The organism is Paenibacillus baekrokdamisoli (genome assembly GCF_003945345.1).
GTDB classification, from domain to species: Bacteria; Bacillota; Bacilli; order Paenibacillales; family Paenibacillaceae; genus Paenibacillus_Z; species Paenibacillus_Z baekrokdamisoli.
In genome coordinates this window covers 811014-827938 of record NZ_AP019308.1, presented here as the reverse complement: position 1 = coordinate 827938, position 16925 = coordinate 811014, and the positions used below count along the sequence as shown (strand labels likewise).

Annotated in this window: 12 protein-coding genes and 1 pseudogene; 4 read left to right on the top strand and 9 right to left on the bottom strand. The window is 35.5% G+C overall.

Annotation, left to right across the window (positions count from 1 at the left end; all coding sequences use genetic code 11):
• Positions 1–421: 421 nt before the first annotated feature.
• Both EKN16_RS03555 and EKN16_RS03550 read left to right on the top strand, forming a co-directional pair.
• Complete coding sequence (locus tag EKN16_RS03555; RefSeq protein ID WP_125653736.1) at positions 422–1192, top strand: sugar phosphate isomerase/epimerase family protein; 771 nt, start codon at positions 422–424, stop codon at positions 1190–1192.
• Between the two features lie 136 nt (positions 1193–1328).
• Positions 1329–2150 carry a helix-turn-helix domain-containing protein gene (locus tag EKN16_RS03550; RefSeq protein ID WP_125653735.1) on the top strand — a complete coding sequence of 274 codons (822 nt, stop codon included), beginning with the start codon at positions 1329–1331 and terminating at the stop codon, positions 2148–2150.
• Between the two features lie 883 nt (positions 2151–3033).
• Here the strand turns inward: EKN16_RS03550 and fxsT are convergent.
• The 5 genes and pseudogenes from fxsT to EKN16_RS32830 form a co-directional block, all read right to left on the bottom strand.
• The gene (gene fxsT, locus EKN16_RS03545; protein WP_125653734.1) at positions 3034–6012 is read right to left on the bottom strand and encodes an FxSxx-COOH system tetratricopeptide repeat protein; all 2979 of its coding nucleotides are present in this window, start codon (positions 6010–6012) and stop codon (positions 3034–3036) included.
• Positions 6013–6756: 744 nt separating this feature from the next.
• Positions 6757–8481 (bottom strand): P-loop NTPase family protein, encoded by a 1725-nt coding sequence (locus tag EKN16_RS03535; protein ID WP_125653733.1) that lies wholly within the window; start codon positions 8479–8481, stop codon positions 6757–6759.
• Positions 8478–9575 (bottom strand): dsDNA nuclease domain-containing protein, encoded by a 1098-nt coding sequence (locus tag EKN16_RS03530; RefSeq protein ID WP_125653732.1) that lies wholly within the window; start codon positions 9573–9575, stop codon positions 8478–8480. Before EKN16_RS03530 ends, EKN16_RS03535 begins: the two co-directional genes overlap by 4 nt.
• A 361-nt stretch (positions 9576–9936) precedes the next feature.
• Positions 9937–10839 (bottom strand): recombinase family protein, encoded by a 903-nt coding sequence (locus EKN16_RS03525; protein ID WP_125653731.1) that lies wholly within the window; start codon positions 10837–10839, stop codon positions 9937–9939.
• 149 nt (positions 10840–10988) lie between these two features.
• Positions 10989–11444, bottom strand: a pseudogene (locus tag EKN16_RS32830) (recombinase family protein); the annotation flags it as partial.
• A gap of 114 nt (positions 11445–11558) precedes the next feature.
• Here EKN16_RS32830 and EKN16_RS32045 point away from each other — a divergent pair.
• A complete protein-coding gene (locus EKN16_RS32045; RefSeq protein ID WP_164522658.1) occupies positions 11559–11732 on the top strand; it encodes a hypothetical protein in 174 nt (57 codons plus the stop codon).
• A 50-nt stretch (positions 11733–11782) separates the two neighbouring features.
• On the opposite strand, the gene EKN16_RS03515 is transcribed toward EKN16_RS32045, so the two are convergent.
• Entirely contained in the window at positions 11783–12301 is a 519-nt protein-coding gene (locus EKN16_RS03515; RefSeq protein WP_125653729.1) for a hypothetical protein, read from the bottom strand.
• Positions 12302–12651: 350 nt separating this feature from the next.
• On the opposite strand from EKN16_RS03515, the gene EKN16_RS03510 reads away from it, so the two are divergent.
• On the top strand, positions 12652–14112 hold the full coding sequence (locus EKN16_RS03510) for an alpha/beta hydrolase (protein WP_331852379.1): 1461 nt from the start codon (positions 12652–12654) through the stop codon (positions 14110–14112).
• A gap of 420 nt (positions 14113–14532) precedes the next feature.
• Here EKN16_RS03510 and EKN16_RS03505 read toward each other — a convergent pair whose 3' ends face one another.
• The 3 genes from EKN16_RS03505 to EKN16_RS32040 form a co-directional block, all read right to left on the bottom strand.
• A complete protein-coding gene (locus EKN16_RS03505) occupies positions 14533–14976 on the bottom strand; it encodes a hypothetical protein (protein WP_232016192.1) in 444 nt (147 codons plus the stop codon).
• A 559-nt stretch (positions 14977–15535) separates the two neighbouring features.
• Positions 15536–16315, bottom strand: coding sequence for a hypothetical protein (locus EKN16_RS32825; RefSeq protein ID WP_232016190.1), 780 nt, complete (start codon positions 16313–16315; stop codon positions 15536–15538).
• A 209-nt stretch (positions 16316–16524) separates the two neighbouring features.
• Complete coding sequence (locus EKN16_RS32040; RefSeq protein ID WP_164522657.1) at positions 16525–16692, bottom strand: hypothetical protein; 168 nt, start codon at positions 16690–16692, stop codon at positions 16525–16527.
• Between the last annotated feature and the right edge of the window lie 233 nt (positions 16693–16925).

Sequence of the window (16925 nt, the reverse complement as noted above, 5' to 3'; positions counted from 1 at the left end):
TGATTGAACCTCCCCACCTTTTCATGAATATCTGTTTTACAATATCGAACTTAAGCACTTGTATTTTATCAAACAAGATATGTAGTGTAAACAATATCGCACAGCCTGATTAGTTCTGATAAAATTATTGCATGGCATTTCAGTAAGCGCTTTCCCTTTTCCACGTTTCTTTTGCACAATTCCGTAAACCCGTGTACCATTATCATTAGATATTGAAGCGCGAACGTATACTGTGGAGGACATGATGCCTGAATATCCAATCTATGCCGTTAATAGCATCACTAGAATCCCTTCCTTGACCCTCAAAAAAATTCAATCATATTGTTCATGTTTCAATGACATCCTTCATTCCATGTTGAGATCGTTCATTTTATAATGAATCAGAAATGAACTATTTTTGTAAATTGGGAGGTAGTATTGCATGAGGAAAATGGGAATTGGCCTGCAATTATACACACTTCGAGATGAAATGGCTCAAGACGCCGCATCGGTTTTGCAAAAGGTGGCCGAAATGGGTTATGAAGGTGTTGAGTTTGCTGGATATTACGATTTTAGCCCTGAACAGTTAAAGGCGCTGCTTACCGACTTGTCGCTGAAAGCCATCGGCAGTCATGTAAACATGGAGCGCCTACAGAACCATTTGGAAGAAGAAATTGCAATGAATGTTGCCATCGGCAGCCGTTATGTCGTCTGTCCCGGAATAAATCAAGCTCAGCGGCAGGCTCTTCCCGAAACAGTTGCTTTTTTTAACGAATGCAGCAGCCAATTCGCTAGCAAAGGCATCGCATTCGGCTTTCATAATCACTATGTTGAATTCACCGAAAATTATGGGGCTCAACCATGGTTCGACGCTTTTTTTGGCAGTACTTCGCCAGATGCTATGAAAAGCGAGCTCGATGTTTGTTGGGTACATCACGCAGGCTGCGACCCCATTACTTACATTGATAAATACGCCGGGCGCGTACCTTTGATTCATTTGAAGGACATTCGCAAGTTCGCCGATGGCACTTATCAAACGTTAGAACTGGGGCGGGGCGAGATGAATTTACCGGCCATCATTGCGGCAGCAGAAGCGGCGGGAACGGAATGGCTCATCGTCGAACAAGACGATTGTGACCTACCTGCGTTAGAAAGTGTTAAGATAAGTATGGAATGGCTGCGTCGAAATGTTAGGTTTGCAGAGGTCAATTAAAACAAACATGACCGCCCTGTTCAAGGGTGGTCATGTTTGTTTTGGGAAATATTTGCATACATGTGTCTAGAAAGTTTGTATAATTATCTAATAGAAAACATGAACGATTTACTCAGGGCCAAAGGAGGAATCTAATGTGCTTCATGAACGCGACGATAAATTGCGAGCTGAACCGATTTATGTAGGGATGGCACATCATAAAAGGCGTTTTCGAAATCCGCGTGAGTTTCTAAACACTTATATCATCCGGCTGCAGACAAGCGGTTACTGTGAAGCACTCATTGATAACGAATTTGTCGTGATCGAGCCTGGAGACCTGCTTATGTTTCGTCCAGGCGAAAAGTACGAGCTCATCATGAAAGACAATAGCATCGACTACTATGTGATTTGCAAGGGAACATGGATTGACCAATGGTGGGCACATTTCTCCCCTCCGCAAAAGACTACCATCCCCCTCGATGACGATCTTCTGAAGCAGTGGAATCAGTTGGCGAAGGAAAAGTTGCGGATGAATGACACCAGTGAAGAGCTGACAGATTATATCCTGCGCGTCTTTTGTTTAACTTTACAGCGATTGCATGAAATTGCCGGCATGGGACAAACGTCAAGTCCATCCTACATTGCCTATCGCATAAAAAAATTCATCGATCAGCATGCAACAGAAGATCTCAAATTGGAGCAAATTGCCAAACATGCGGGAATTAGCATTTCCAGAGCTGTATACTTGTTTAAAACGAATTTCGGCCAATCCATCATGAGTTATGCCATTGAAGTCCGCCTTGCGGCCGCATGCGAACGTATTCGTTTCAGCGTAATGTCGCTGGAGTATATCGCTAAATCGAGTGGCTTTAATAGCTATACCTACTTTTATCGGCAATTTCGCATGCATTATGGGTTATCCCCCCGACAATATAAAGAAGAACAACAGAAACGCTTGAAGCTTCCAATGGAGCATTAGAAAGATCGCTTTCCACTTGCCATGAAGGCATGAGGTGAAGAAGCGATCTTATCGCACAGTCGCCGACTTATCCTGCCACTGCGTGCTTCACTTTCACCTTCGAGAAAGTAACTTTCCAAGCTCTTGACTCGTATTTACCAAGGTAACGTCATCGTCGCTTGTATTCGTTTACTCATAACGCTTTTGCGCTAGAGTTGCGACTGCCCGTCGCACAATAAAGAGCCTGCAATTTATGCAAGCTCTAATTTTCATAGTTAAACAGAATCGAAATGCCATTCCAAATTAACCCCAGACTACTAATATCGATGTTCCAATATTTCCATATTACTTCTAAGCAAGATGTTCCCTGCAACCTTCATAGAACTCGTGGGACAATGGTAGACGGTATCCTTCTATTTGTAACCTAAATAAACAATCAAATGCTCAACATTAATGATTCACGCGAACATTTCATCAATGACAGGTACGTGTGAGTTAATAATTAGCTATATTTAATAGATATGGCCAGGTTGTGGGATTGTTTTCAAGAGCTGCTTCTGACCAAGGGATCAGTTCACCAGTTTATGTGCGTTTTGCACAGATACGTTGACTTCTCCTTAGTTAATATATTGGTGGTTTTCGAGTTATTATGGAATTTCGCACCTTTTCAACTTGATGAATTATGCATTATTTTACAATGGAGCAAGGGTGACTACCTTTTTCATTCGTTTTCCTCCCTTCAACGAAAAAAAGCCGATTGCGCTATAATTCAGGCAATTGGCTGTTAAAGAATATTTATATAACAAGAGAGCATCCGGTGAAAAGGACGCTCTCTTGTTTGATCAGAGGCACTAAAACTTCAAAATAACAGAAAACAGTATTTCCCAGATTATTTCACTTATGATTAATTCATATTTTTTCTTGAGTCTTCATATTCTTGAAAGGTTGTTTTCTCTTGAACTGCAAGCAAGTATCTTTGTGTACTCTGGGTGTTCGGATGATTATCTCCTAAAACTCTCCTAAAAATCAACAATGCTTCATTTAATTTAGTTTGAGCTTCTGCCCAATCTCCTGTCACCCAATTAAGCTTTCCAATGCTATTAAGGACAAGTCCAACATTATAATCACCTTCTCCATAAGAATCGGAAAAATACTTAATAGATAAATCAAAATATTTCTTTGATGGCTCATATTGCTTCAAGCCACGACACGCCATACCTAAATTGTTGTATATTCTTGCTAAACGAGGTATATCTTCTCTAATCAATTGTTTTTCAATCTGTAATGCTCTGTTACATTTTTCATAAGCCTGTTCAAAGCATCCTAGCCGAATACATAAATAACCATAATTATTGAGTATATATGCTACTTCTAAATTCAGAGCATTATCGGCTTCATTTAATATACTTAACGCTTCATCAAAATAGCTAATTGCCTTGTCAATATCTTCTGAATTCATTTCTAAAATACCCTTATCTCTATATGACACTGCGATAAGATTTAATACACTTGGTTTAAGACTGGATAAAGGATCAGATTCGTTCAATAGATTCAATGAGTAAAACAATAGTTCCAGCGCGTCAGAAAAACATCCCCGCTTCATTAGCGTTTCTGCTAAAGAAACTCTAGCGGCAACAATCTCCTCATAGCCTGCTGATTCTTTTTCATTATTTAGTTGTATTCCTCGTTCTATATATTTTTGAGAATTTATATAATCGCCAGCATCACGCAGATATGTCCCAAAGGTAGTAAATAAACCAGCTATTCTGTAAGTAACTACAAATTCACGCTTCTCCTCCATTTGCTCAATCCATCTTATTATATTTTCAAATAGTTCTTTTCCTTGAAGGTGTCTACCATGCTCTAAAAGAAATATTCCTGCCTTCTGAACCAAGAAAAATACAATTTGTTCTAGCACTTTTTCTTCAATAGCTTGGGTTATAAGTGCTAATATATGAGGCAGCCATTTTTCATAATAAATCCAACTTTTAGGATCGTTTGTATTATAATCGAATTTATCTTTAATTGTTGTTGCCAGCTCAATAATGTAATTTCCTCTTAAATCAGAGAACATACTATATTTAATAACCTCTTGAACTAACCTATGAATAGATAACGTTTGTTCTTCATTATCTACATCTATAAGCGAATAATTAAGTAATATACTAATAGCATTATCTACTTCAAATTCATCGAAAGACCAGATTTCATTCTGCTCAAACAAAGAACGTGGAATTAATTCTGGGGCAGTAAAGGAAATCCAGTACAGTAATTTCACAGCAACTTCAGATTGATCTCTAACTTCCGAAAAAGATAAATTCCATGTAGTTGCAACAGTAGCATCATAATCAGGAAGTTCTGGAGATTGGTCTAACAGTTTTAATTTATGCACCTTAAACATTTTTAAATAGCTACTGAAGGACTTCCCTTTTTGTTTGATATAAGCTGCTGCATGAGCAAGAGCAAGAGGTAAATTCCCTAATACTGCTGCTAATTCCTCAACTTCCTTTGACCGCTTCAACTGAGTTCGTGTCATCAGGTAGGTTACAGATTCTTCAGGTGAAAAACAATCTAATGGGATTGTTCTCGAGAATCTATCTAAATGTTGATTTCTAGATGTAACTAAAACATGTCCAAGGATATTCTTTGGTAAATAAGTTTCTACTTCACTCCATTCATTAAGGTTATCAAATATTAGCAACCAACCCTTGTGACTACTTAACCATTCAAAAGCAATATCTTTTAATTGTTCATTTGTCACTTCTAAATCTGGAAATTTATTTATTTGCTTTGCAAATCGAATATAGTCAGAAAAAAGTGTATTATCATCTTCTGAATTTAACCACCAAATAACATCATATTGGTCTTTGTACCGATAAGCATATTCCATTGCTAGTTGTGTTTTCCCAACCCCCCCAAGCCCTACAATCACTTGAGTTAGAGTAATCGCATTCATAGTTTGCAGTGAGTCTACTAATTTAGTAAAAAACTTATCACGACCAGTAAAGTACACATTCTGTTTTGGCATACTAAATATTTGCTCATAATTCTTGGAAGAGCTAATATTTTTGATGCTGATGCCTCTGTTTTGGAGAAGTTCTACTAACTGAGATCTATTAATCGTTCCGGCCACTGATGATTTTTCTTCAACTGCTGTCCTTAATATGTCAAACAAATTATGCGCCACTCTTATATCTCGTTGAACAAGTAAATTAAGCAGAGAATTCAAAGTATTTGTTTTTTCACTACTTGCTGTGTTATCAAAATCAAAATGTATGACTACCAACGTCTTCATAAAAGACCAAAGTTCTTCATCAGTGACTATTGATCCCTTAGCCTTTGTTAATTGCGATCTAAAAATCTGCAAATACTTTCTTTTAGAATTCGAGCTAAATTTAGCCTTCTCAACTTTCGTGCAATACTCGCCCGCATTATTTGCTGATCTAGCCCATTGCAAAATTACTTGAAGATCTTTATCCAAGTTAGCATTATATACTCCAATAACAATTCCAATTTTGTCGAATTGTATATTAAAAATATTGCCAAACCTATTAACGAATGTGTGCCAAGCATCTTTAATAACCGATTCAAAGATAGTATTTGAAGGCGCATCACTAAATATTAAATTATGCTTAACTTGCAGAAATAACTTTCTAATTACACCCTTATCCTCACTTGAAACAATTATATCATCAACCGTAGCCCCACTAAATCTCTGCTGGAATGAAACCTCTGTTGTTACTCCTAGTTCTAAACCTCTTGGGATACTTTCATTTAAAAGAGCGACTAAATATGTTGTGCCAACCAAATTTTCGAATTTCACTCCCCCATTTCCTGTAGAAAAAGGGTTAGATAATACAGAATCATGATTAGTCTCTTTCATAGTGAATTTCCTTTCATGTATTTCATATGGATATGCAGTGTACCATTTAAATCACAAAAGCTTACTACAAGTTTTCCCAATAATAGGTGAACGATCTCTTTATGATCTGCTATGCCCATACAAATTTCTAATGCTTTCCTAAAAAATATAATTCTATATAAATTATATAATCCCTTGTTTCTGTAACCTCTCGCAACTTTTAATATTAGAGAACTCCAGATAAACAAAAAACGCACTTGAATTTTAATTCTCAATATTGTAAGCACTCATTCACTAACCCCTGACATGTCTACACACTTCATGTCAAAACCAAGGCCCAGCACGACCGAAACATCAATTGTTTCCTTTAGAACCTTATTTTCGAAATCAGCGCCATCCTTCGTGAAGGTCCTCAAGCCCGCAAAGTGTTGAAAACAAAGGATTTTTACGTTTTTATTCGTTGCATTCCTACTAAAACCTCCAATAAATTAGAGTGTCAGTCACTGTAATTTAAGCCGTAAGAAGAGCGGTGGCGGCAAACTTGTAATGATTATTTACCGAACCATCCGCCTGAACTTCAATCTTATCAATGAACCTATTGTCCATTGGAAGCTTCCTTTCACTAAAAAATCACATAATGTTACTTCGAACCCTGAATGTTATGATATTTAATCAAGATCCGTTCAATTACTGTGCAAACAAAGAAGAACGACAGCTCTGTCGTTCCATTAAATGATACTTGCGTTATAAAATTAATTACTCTTATCAATTAATAATATTCAGAGTTTCATCTAAATAATTTTCCATGCTACCATCATATTGAGTTAAAAAAGCGCGTTCTCTAACTCCTTCTCCTATACAAATCAATTTAGCTCTTCCATTAAAATACTTTTTATTATATTCATGTATGCTTTTTTCATTTTCTTTAGTTTCTGCAATTGACAATATTAATTGAGTATCATTAGGTTTATTTTTCCCAATAAACTCAATGATAGCATTTTTATTTGATTGCTCTATATCTTCCTTAAAAATTGCATCGAGCATAAAGGGAAAACGATGTATACCATCAGTCTTTTCTATTAATTTATTTAAAGCAAAGTTATATGCAAGTACTGTTTTATGAAGCTCAACCCCTTGAGAAGGAAATGCTGAAATATTATATAATGATATATATCTATCTTCCTTTAAGGTCTTTACACCTAAATCATCAATATACCCTAGGAATATACGCTCAAATTCTTTACTTTTAGATATTCTAGATTTTTGGACTTCTTCTTCTGTTTTAAAACCTTTGAGGCTATTCTCAATAGTAATTTTTTCAGTACTTAATACCCCAAGTTTATATTTAATGTCATGAATTAACTGTATATTCACTTTATTATTCAACCAACTATCAAAAGAAATATTATGATTAAAATACCTTTTTAATATTCCATATGTTTTTAAGTTATTTTCTTTACGAACATTTATAAGTTTTCCCAGAGAATTAATTTCCCCTTGCAGCTTCTTTATCATTGCTTTACATTTTACCATTTCTGCCTCAGTGTCATTCTCTTCTTGAAAATACTTATATGATGAAGTAATACTAAATGAAAGTTCCCGATCACAAGCAGGACATGCTCCCTCTAAAGGGTTTTGTTTCTTGTGATGTCTTGACACTTTTCGAAGTAAAGACAATCGTTCTTTGTAGTAGCTCTGTTCATTGCATTTAGAAATATATTCTTCTTCATTTTCGTTTAGAAGCACCTGATTATCACTGTGCAACTTGATATATTCTAATGACTCTTCAACAAATTCTTCATCAACTAGTTTTGTAATTTGGAACTCGTCATTACTATTTTCTAAATTTAAATAAAATTTAATTTCATCTTCTTTACTTTTTAATTTCCTTTCCAATTCCTGCTTCTTATCCCTATCAACAAGTGATTCAATTCCTAAATAATAGTCAAGATAATCTTCTTTAAGATTTTTATAATACTCAAAGCTGCTAAAAGATTTTCTAAGGTATACCCACCCTACTGACTGAGGTATATAATAAGGCAAAAACATTGCTTCGATTGGAGCAGCTTTGTACCCCTCCTTATTCTCTAGTTTAAGTGTGAAATTAAATAATTCATGAAGGAATCCTTTAAGTTTAATATGTTCAGCAGACTGATTCGCTCTAATACCATTAAACCTCATAATAGGTTTATCGACCCTTTTAATAAATATGGTTTCATCATCTCTAACAAATGTAATTTTTTCACTTTCTCGATTGTTAATTACTTGAAAGTCTACTCTTAAAAAAGCACCTTCTTCAATAATTTCTTTCAAGTAGTCGTTATTGTCATTTATACCCAGTGTGTATAAAAGCATCTGAAAAACTGTGCTTTTTCCTGATGTATTTTTTCCATAAATTATGTTTATACCTTGATCAAACTCTGTGTAAAAATACTTGTTTTTACTCTCTGAATATGCAAATAGTTTGTTTATTAATAATTTTGTTTTCATAATTGTCCCCTTACTTCTATATATGCAGCATAAATAGCTGCTTTTATACTTAGCTCTGACAATTGAGAACTTATGATCTTTCGAAACATTTGATATAATTCTAAAATACAATCAGTCTCTACAGTAAAGCGATACATTATATTACTATTCTCCTTAACAAAGGAGAGTATTTTTTTATGTTCAACTTGTCGATAATCTTTAAATCTATCAAAGCTATTAATAAAATTCAGCTTAAACTCACTCTTATCTGGAATGGAAATTTCCAGATTTCTACAGACTTCTTTTTCCTCATTTCGCCACAAATCAAATGCCATCGTTTTTGTAGTAATTATATCAATAGCATCATTAATGCTTGCAGAACTAACACGTTTTGATTCATCCATTAACTTCACAACATTGCCTTGGTTTAAAGTGTTTTCTACATCTCTAAATAGAAGCAACAGAGCATCTACAGCAGCTCTATGATCACTGACCTTTTCTCCAAATATTCTACTGAGCAGTCCAACTAGAGAATCCTTTTGCCCAGCGCTTTTCTTTGGAAAATCAATATAGGCTAATGAAACATTATTTAATTCCTTTAAACCTTCTAAATCCTTACCTAACAATTTTGTTAATTCTGCTTCAATTTTATTTGTAATCTCAGTATCTAGATCAGTAAATTTCAAACTACTATTACTCTCGTTAATAGTTATACTTTTATTCTTACCTTTTCCTCTAAGACCATTACTTAATTGTATAGAGTTGTTAGTTATGAACTCTAAGTTATGTGTATAGTTATTTACTTTAGGCATACTATCTGCATTCAGTGATAAGCCTACTCCAGTCATTTTTCTAAGTAATTCATATAAGCCACTCATTTCCCACTTTTCAGAAGACTTCTTTGCTTGATAAGAGTCAATAGAAGAAATAAGCTCATCACTATTTTGATAACAAAACAAAAAATCATCATGATGTTCTATACAAATAAAGTACTTTCTATCTTTTAAATCTTTATACTTTTCGAACAAAAAGTATAATGCACAATGTTTTTGAAATTCAGTGCCCGTCGAACCATGAACACCAGCATTTACAGCAGCTTTGCTTTGATTATTCATTGTCTATTCCTCTACACAAATTATTTTTACAAATTTGCATTAATCCATTTCCTCCGTCACACAAGGGGTTATAGTATTAGGAATATTTCGACAAATATATTCAAATCCCTTCTATTTTATACATTCTTCTTCTTTAGTGGCTCTCGTAAACTATCGCTTCCATGTTCTAGGATAAGGTTGCAATTCTGAGAAGCTAATCAGTAGTTGCATCATCTACAAGCAAACCAATCAAATAATAATTACTTTTTGTAATGGTGTCGACCATACCAATACCTCCATTCATAGATTTTCTTACCATTAGCTCAATATGTAATAATTTTAGCATACATTAGAACATATGTTTGTGTAAAATGTATTAATCTTATTTATAACAAACCGTCAACTCCACCCGATTCCCTTCCCGATTATATACAATCCGCTCCACCAGCTTCTTCAACGCCCTATTCTTCTCTTCACTCGTCACTGAAGCGCTCCACAACTCCCTAAACTCACCTATCCGCTCATATATCTGCTCCACAGTCGGATAATTCCCTTCATCTACTACAACCTTCCGCAAATCCTTCAACTCTTCCTCCAGCTTCTGTATCTGCCTTGACCGGATAGCTTTACGCTCCAAAAATACTTGCTTCGTTATCATGTCTTCTTCATACGATTCATGCAGCTTGTCCAATGCCCGCTTCTGCTTCTTCAACTCCTGCTCTTTGACCTCGATAATGACCTGTGTATCATTGTACCTACTTCCATGCAATTCAATCTCCCGTAAAATGTTCGGGTCTATATGGATAATCCGATCATACAGAGCATTGAAAAAATCAGCATCCATTACCTTGCCACGCTGTTCACATTTGCTGCCATCTTTGTACTGGTGATAGCACAATGCACTCCAGTGCTGTCCCTGCTTCTTATTCTCTCCCACCCGGAACCTCATCCGTGAACCACATTTTTCACAATAAAGCAAGCCTGACAAAGGAAAAATGTTACGTCTTGAATTGGGATTCAACATGCAATTCTTAAGCAGCCGTTCCATAATCGCTTCATGTTCTTCCGGCGTTTTCAGCTTTTCATGTGTTCCCATGACTTTAATCCGCTCTTCTTCGGGAACCAATTCCACCTGTCCACGTTTGGAACGGGTTTTACCATAAGTGATGTAACCCAAATGGATTTCGCTTGCCAGCAACCGTTGAACCGTAATATTTGACCAGCCCTTGTTCTTTCCATCAGGCTTAATGTTGTATGGCGTGGGTATCTTGTTATCGTCAGCCAAATAGCAATATGACCAAGGTTTGTTCCATTAAGATATTTCTCTACAATCGCTCGATAAATCGGAAGCTTCGTTTCATCCACCAGTACCGACCTTGTGTTTTTATCGTAGTAGTAAGGAAACGGTGGCTTTCCGTTTGTCCACATGCCTTTCTTGGCTCCTGCCTCTTTCCCCTGCTTCATTCTTCGCTTAATCGTTTTGTACTCTATTCGGGCAAAAATGGACATGAAATCAAAGGATACATCGTCATTGTCTATTTCCAGATCGTATATCTTGTTCGGTGTAATGATTACCGTCTCTGAGTTCAAAAACGTATCTTTTATGAGTGCCCAATCCTTATTTTCTCCACGCCCTAAACGGTCAATATCCATAACCACTACTCCATCATAGAGCTGGTCTTCAACATGCCGAAGTAACTTCTGCATTTCTTTCCGGGACTCGATCTTTTCCCCAGAGGCTACTTCTTCATATAGCCTATAGGTCCAATTTCGATTCTCGACCAAGGCCAGAAGGGTATCCCTATGCTTCGAGAGAACGTCTTCAAATTCACCATCATCCCGTGATTTTCTTAAATAGACGGCTACGTGCTTTATTGTTTTGCTTTCCATAAGTTCCTCTACTCCAAACGTGTTAATATTTTGCCGCCTTCCAAATAGAATGTTGGGCATTTTTGATGACTCATCATCGAATATGACAACTATAAAATTTTGGAGGCGTAATTCATGAAAAAATGTGAATATGTAATCAAGGAAAGTAATCAGCCATCCGACAAAGCGTTGCGGCAATTTCATGAGCATGTGATCGAGATATTGAGCCAAACTGTCCAAGCCGAGGCCGACATAGACATACCTCTCCCCAAAGTGCATCATTCTACGCAAGACAGTCAGAAAAATTAACAAAATAAAAACAAGTCGGAGCACATGACCAATCCATGCTCCGACTTGTTCTATTTCAGGTTATTTTGAATGAATTCCCGTTCCGACTTTTTCAGATACCTTAGCGAATTCTCGAAGGAATACAGGTACATAGAGCGAAGCATCCTCAGCTTTTCGACTGAGCCATCCGCAATCACTTGCTTCATGGCAGGGATCATTTGGCTGTTCGTTACTCCAAATTTTCCCGGCTTTACAATATCTTCAATGGCAAGTGGCCGCTCTTCTTTGCCATCATTTAGTTCTTGCTGCAACTCTTGTGTATTTTCTTCATTTAATATTACTTCCTGCTGTGACGAATCTTCATGCTGCTGTTCACCATCCCCTTGTTCAGGGACAATATCCTGATCTTCTTGAATAATCGGCTTTTCATTTAAATTCTCATTAGCAGTTACCTCAGGTGGAGTTGATTCTTCCTGGGCAGAAACTTGTTCTTCTTGTTGGGCTTGTTCTTGCCCTGTCTCTTCATGAACTTGAATTTCTTCTGCCTCAATACTTGTCTGCTCATTTTCACTTTGAAGCTGTTCTGACATCGTTTGTTCACCTGAAAGCTGCTGAGTTAGTAGGATTGGTTGAAGATGAACTCAACAATTTAAAACCTAATAACTAAGTTCAAAAAAACGAGCATGCTCGTTTTTTTCGAGATTGCTATTCTTATTCTACAAAAAGTAGCGTTACGCTATCGCCACACTAAAAGATGGTCTTATAGTAATGACTCTGTATGTATTTTCCTTTAAACCTGTTATAAGATGTAATAACGATTAATCTTATGATTTGATGATGAGAGGAAACTAAACAGCATATGCCTTACATTGATCGAAATGGTATGGACATTTATTATGAATATCTTCAGTCTAGCTCTCCTAACTAACAAACAGACACTATCCTGATTATCCACGGAGCGGGTATGAATTTACGTTCCTGGGATTTGATTGTTCCTTATTTGCAGCAACACTATCATATTCTTCGCTATGATTTGCGTGGACATGGGTTAAGCGATAAAGAGCCAGACAAATTAGCTTGGAGACTGCTATTCGAGGACACACTTTTTCTTGTAGAACAGCTCAATATTTCTTCTTTTTTCGCCGTTGGTCATGGAGCAGGAAGCATATGTGCCGTGCTGCTTGGAATTTTTAAACCGGAAATGGTTTTAGGTTGTAGCTTGCACTCTATTCCATTATTTTTCCCAAAAAGCACAGCAGCTAAATTCACAGAGCATCGAAGATCGTTAGTTCAAAATAACTCAATAGAGCTACTAGCTGATCATGTCATTCCAAACATCACTCTTTATACATCAGACAGTCCTGAGATTTCACAATTATATGAAGGCTTCTATAAGGTTTCACTTGAAACCTATTTTGAGCTTTGGGAAGCTTTTGTAGACATTCATGATGAAATTTTTGTCCAGCTTAAAGGAAATACCAAACCTGTAGTCATCGTTTCAGGTGATCTTGACCCCATTTATCCGACCTATTTATCCGGTTTACAGACTACTTATATTCCGAATTCGCAATGTATGACGATTCTCAATTCATCAAATATGACATTTTATGACCAGCCTGAAGAAACCTACAAGCAGATCCATCACTTTTTTCAGAATGGCAATGCATCACCCAAAAGTGAAGATGCGTTTCTTCAAGCACTCCATAATGAACTATTTGAAAGGCTGGATGAACAAAACCAAGTTACATCTGAGAACATATTAAGAGTCGATTTATTGAATCATTTCCAAGTATTCGTTAATGGTGAGCAAATTGTTGAAGGCTGGAATCAGCGCTACGCCAAGCAAATTCTCATCTATTTGGTCATAAACCCCTCTGTAACAAGAGAACAACTATGTGATGATCTATGGGGGAATGTTTCGACAGGAAAAGCTCGGCACAATTTACGGATGTATTTAACGCATCTGCGAAAACTCATTAAGAATGATGAATACCATTTTCTTATGTTGGACAAGGAACATATCTACTTAAGCGGAAATATAAAATGTGACTTAACCGCATTTATCAAGCTGCTGGAGAAAGCTTGGATTGAACAGGATTCCATACATAAACAGCAACTTTGTACGCAATTGTTTGAGCATCTTCATAAGAACTCTTTTAGTACATTGTCCGATAATTGGATATTGAGAGAACGTGATAAATGGGAAGAAAAACTTTTTACGCTTAGTCAGTTCATGTCTGAGCGTTGCTTAGAGTCAGGGGAAATAGTTAAAGCCATTAAGTACTTGGAATGGGCGATTCATTTCCAGCCCGAGAATGAAGAAGTTCTGAAGCAGATTGGGGACTTGTATTTGAGTTATAGCCAGTTGGAACAGAAAGATCTAGAGAAACAGAGCAGTTAGATGCAACAACCTCACATAAACAATCCCATGGCTATTATAGCCATGGGATTGTTTTAAGTTTCACTCACCATCTCTTTCGAAGGTTATAGTTACCTGGACCACATAAAATGTCGGCAGTTACAAGTGCATCGAAATCATCTTTTGAAAGTTGTGAGATAAGTTCATACTGGATACATATTTCAATTATTTACTTGCCTTCATTGTAGCTAATATCCCTAAGGTTTTGATGATATTTGTACCATTGAGATAATCCTGAGTAGCGGATAGAATCCTCAAACCAACGATTTCTCCCCTGGCAGTTCACCTATCTACATACCTATAATCTATTTGCATAACATGGATAATACGAGCTTGAATTATCATTTTTCAAAATACCTATTGCACTCATAATCTCACTAATAAATTAGAATTTATGCAGTTTCAAATATTTGTTTTTATTGGTAAATATACTTGAGACATTATTTTTATATCTGGTACTTCTGAATCCTCTACCTGAGTATCTAATATCGCTCTCATTAATGCCATACAAAATTTCATTCCAACTTCTTCAGATATTATATCCTGTAAGTAAATATTTGTATTATCATATTTATCGGGAAAATTAATACAAAAGTATGTCATTTTTTTCTTTTTTTCTTCCCATATTCTATATTTCACCGTGCCTTTACCATCAATTTTCCCTTCAATACCTTTAGTTAGAAATTTATCTATTTGTCCCACTTTACTCCACGTGGCTAAGTTTTTATTTATATAAACTTCATCCCATGTATCAAAAATAGGAAAATGTAATAATAAATTTCTTATAAAACTAAACAAATCATCCGCAATTATCCCTTCAAAATGAGGTCGTCCACCTTTTTTCATCCAATTAATATATTCTTTAATCGGCTCATAACTCAATAATTCTTTATATATCGAAAATGATTCTCTTAGTTTATAAAATCTTATTTTAGCATCCTTATTAATAAAATCATCATTTACAACTTCTTCATATAAATCATAGAATCTATTATAAAATAAAGATAATACTTCTTTCTCTTTTTCGTTTGGTTTTAATTCTTCTATTTTAATTCCCCCACAAATTCCAGTTTAGCTGCATTTTACAGATATTATATGGCATATTCTTTTATTATAATTCTTTCAAAATCCGCTTAGAACGTGTTGGTCTTTGCCTTATCTTTCCGATAACGTAATATTCACGAAATTCGTAAATATAAGAAATACAATTGATTAAACGAACCCATCCTGTCTAAATAGCCTTTTTGAAGCATGTTTTTATTATACTATTAAATGGAAGAATATGACGATCACTAATCTTATACTTTCAAACAAAAAGCCTCCGCCAGTTCCTTTGGCAGAAGCTTCTTAACAATTGATTCACGCAAACATCTCAGTTAGGTGGCTGTCTACACAGTTAATGAAATCAAAATTTAAAACTTCGCCAATTAACTTGATTAATCGCAATAGCAGTAATAAAGCAATTATTAAGTACATTGTAAAAATTGTAATCTCCCTGCTTATAAATTAATCCAGTAGAATTTATTAATATGAAAATTACTATATAGATTAAGTTGATATGTGATACTAAAACCTCAGAAGTGTATTCGTGTTTAATTTTTTTCTGATTCATAACAACAGAAATAAAAAACTGATTAACCCATACTCCTACTAAGCGATATAAAATTAGAAATAATGTAATCAGAGTATAGAGTATACTATTAAGATTAATTGTGAAATTGGGGACAATTAAAAACAGCAATGCACTACTACCCAGAATAAGTAACAAGTATATGAAAGAGGTAACAATCATAGTGGTAATTGTCGAGTATACTTTAAACAATATAACTACTATAAAAAATATAATTGCATCTACAATTAATGTAATAAGTAAAATTCTTGTAAGGCTGTTATACACACTAACGCCTATTAAGATACCCATTAACAAGAACAATATAAACTGATTGATTTTATTTTTGTAATTTAAATGACTCAAAATCATTATTGCTCCTAATAAAGAACCCATAGCCGAAATAAGAGTGACAAGGATCGCATAGTAAACAATTCTGGGTTCCTCATGAAGGTTCAGATCAGGCGTGTACTTTTTTAGTGCAAAAATAGAGCCCCACAATATTATCATGCCAGCAATAGAAAAACTTATTTTAAATTTAGTTGAAGTATTGGATATAAAAAATGAATTGCTCATTTTAGTAATGGTCACCCCGAATAACAGCATTCTTTTCTAAACATAAGCCACAAGATTAACTGTCTTATCATACCACAAAATGGATGAATATGACGAACGTTGTTCCTGTATCCAAATGAAAAACTCCCACTAATACTATTAGCAAGAGTTTCTATAGAAATTGATTCACACGAACATCCCATCAATGACATGTTCTGTTCGCATATTAATTAAATAAGCATTTTCCAAGTATGAATACTTCTGTCCGCATACATGTTCAAGCCGTAAGTCATCATCTTATTGAGGATGAATTCCGCATTATCTCGTGAATGCGCCATCTCCGCTTGATTGACTTTATCAATCTGCTTGATTGCATAATCAGAGAACTGATTTGTCATGATGCTACTATGTCTGTTTTTCTATTTAAATCAGATCCGTCGGATGTATTATCTACTGAGTTCCATGTTTCCGCAAGTGTATACAAATGTTTAACAGGCATGAGTTTCAAAGATATCTTTCTTTAGCGCGTCTGCCATTCCGCCATTACCGCAAATAATGATGTACTGCAAGCTTGAAATGAAACATTTTCCGTATGAGAGCCGTCGAATATTCAGAAGCATAAAAATGGTAA

Bases quoted from the DNA above. Each gene is read 5' to 3' on its own strand.
- EKN16_RS32045 (WP_164522658.1), top strand. From the start codon at position 11,559: ATGAAAAAATGTGAATATGTAATCAAGGAAAGTAATCAGCCATCCGAC.
- EKN16_RS32825 (WP_232016190.1), bottom strand. From the start codon at position 16,315: ATGAGCAATTCATTTTTTATATCCAATACTTCAACTAAATTTAAAATA.
- EKN16_RS03505 (WP_232016192.1), bottom strand. From the start codon at position 14,976: ATGAAAAAAGGTGGACGACCTCATTTTGAAGGGATAATTGCGGATGAT.
- EKN16_RS03515 (WP_125653729.1), bottom strand. From the start codon at position 12,301: ATGTCAGAACAGCTTCAAAGTGAAAATGAGCAGACAAGTATTGAGGCA.
- EKN16_RS03555 (WP_125653736.1), top strand. From the start codon at position 422: ATGAGGAAAATGGGAATTGGCCTGCAATTATACACACTTCGAGATGAA.
- EKN16_RS03530 (WP_125653732.1), bottom strand. From the start codon at position 9,575: ATGAATAATCAAAGCAAAGCTGCTGTAAATGCTGGTGTTCATGGTTCG.
- EKN16_RS32040 (WP_164522657.1), bottom strand. From the start codon at position 16,692: ATGACAAATCAGTTCTCTGATTATGCAATCAAGCAGATTGATAAAGTC.
- EKN16_RS03535 (WP_125653733.1), bottom strand. From the start codon at position 8,481: ATGAAAACAAAATTATTAATAAACAAACTATTTGCATATTCAGAGAGT.
- fxsT (WP_125653734.1), bottom strand. From the start codon at position 6,012: ATGAAAGAGACTAATCATGATTCTGTATTATCTAACCCTTTTTCTACA.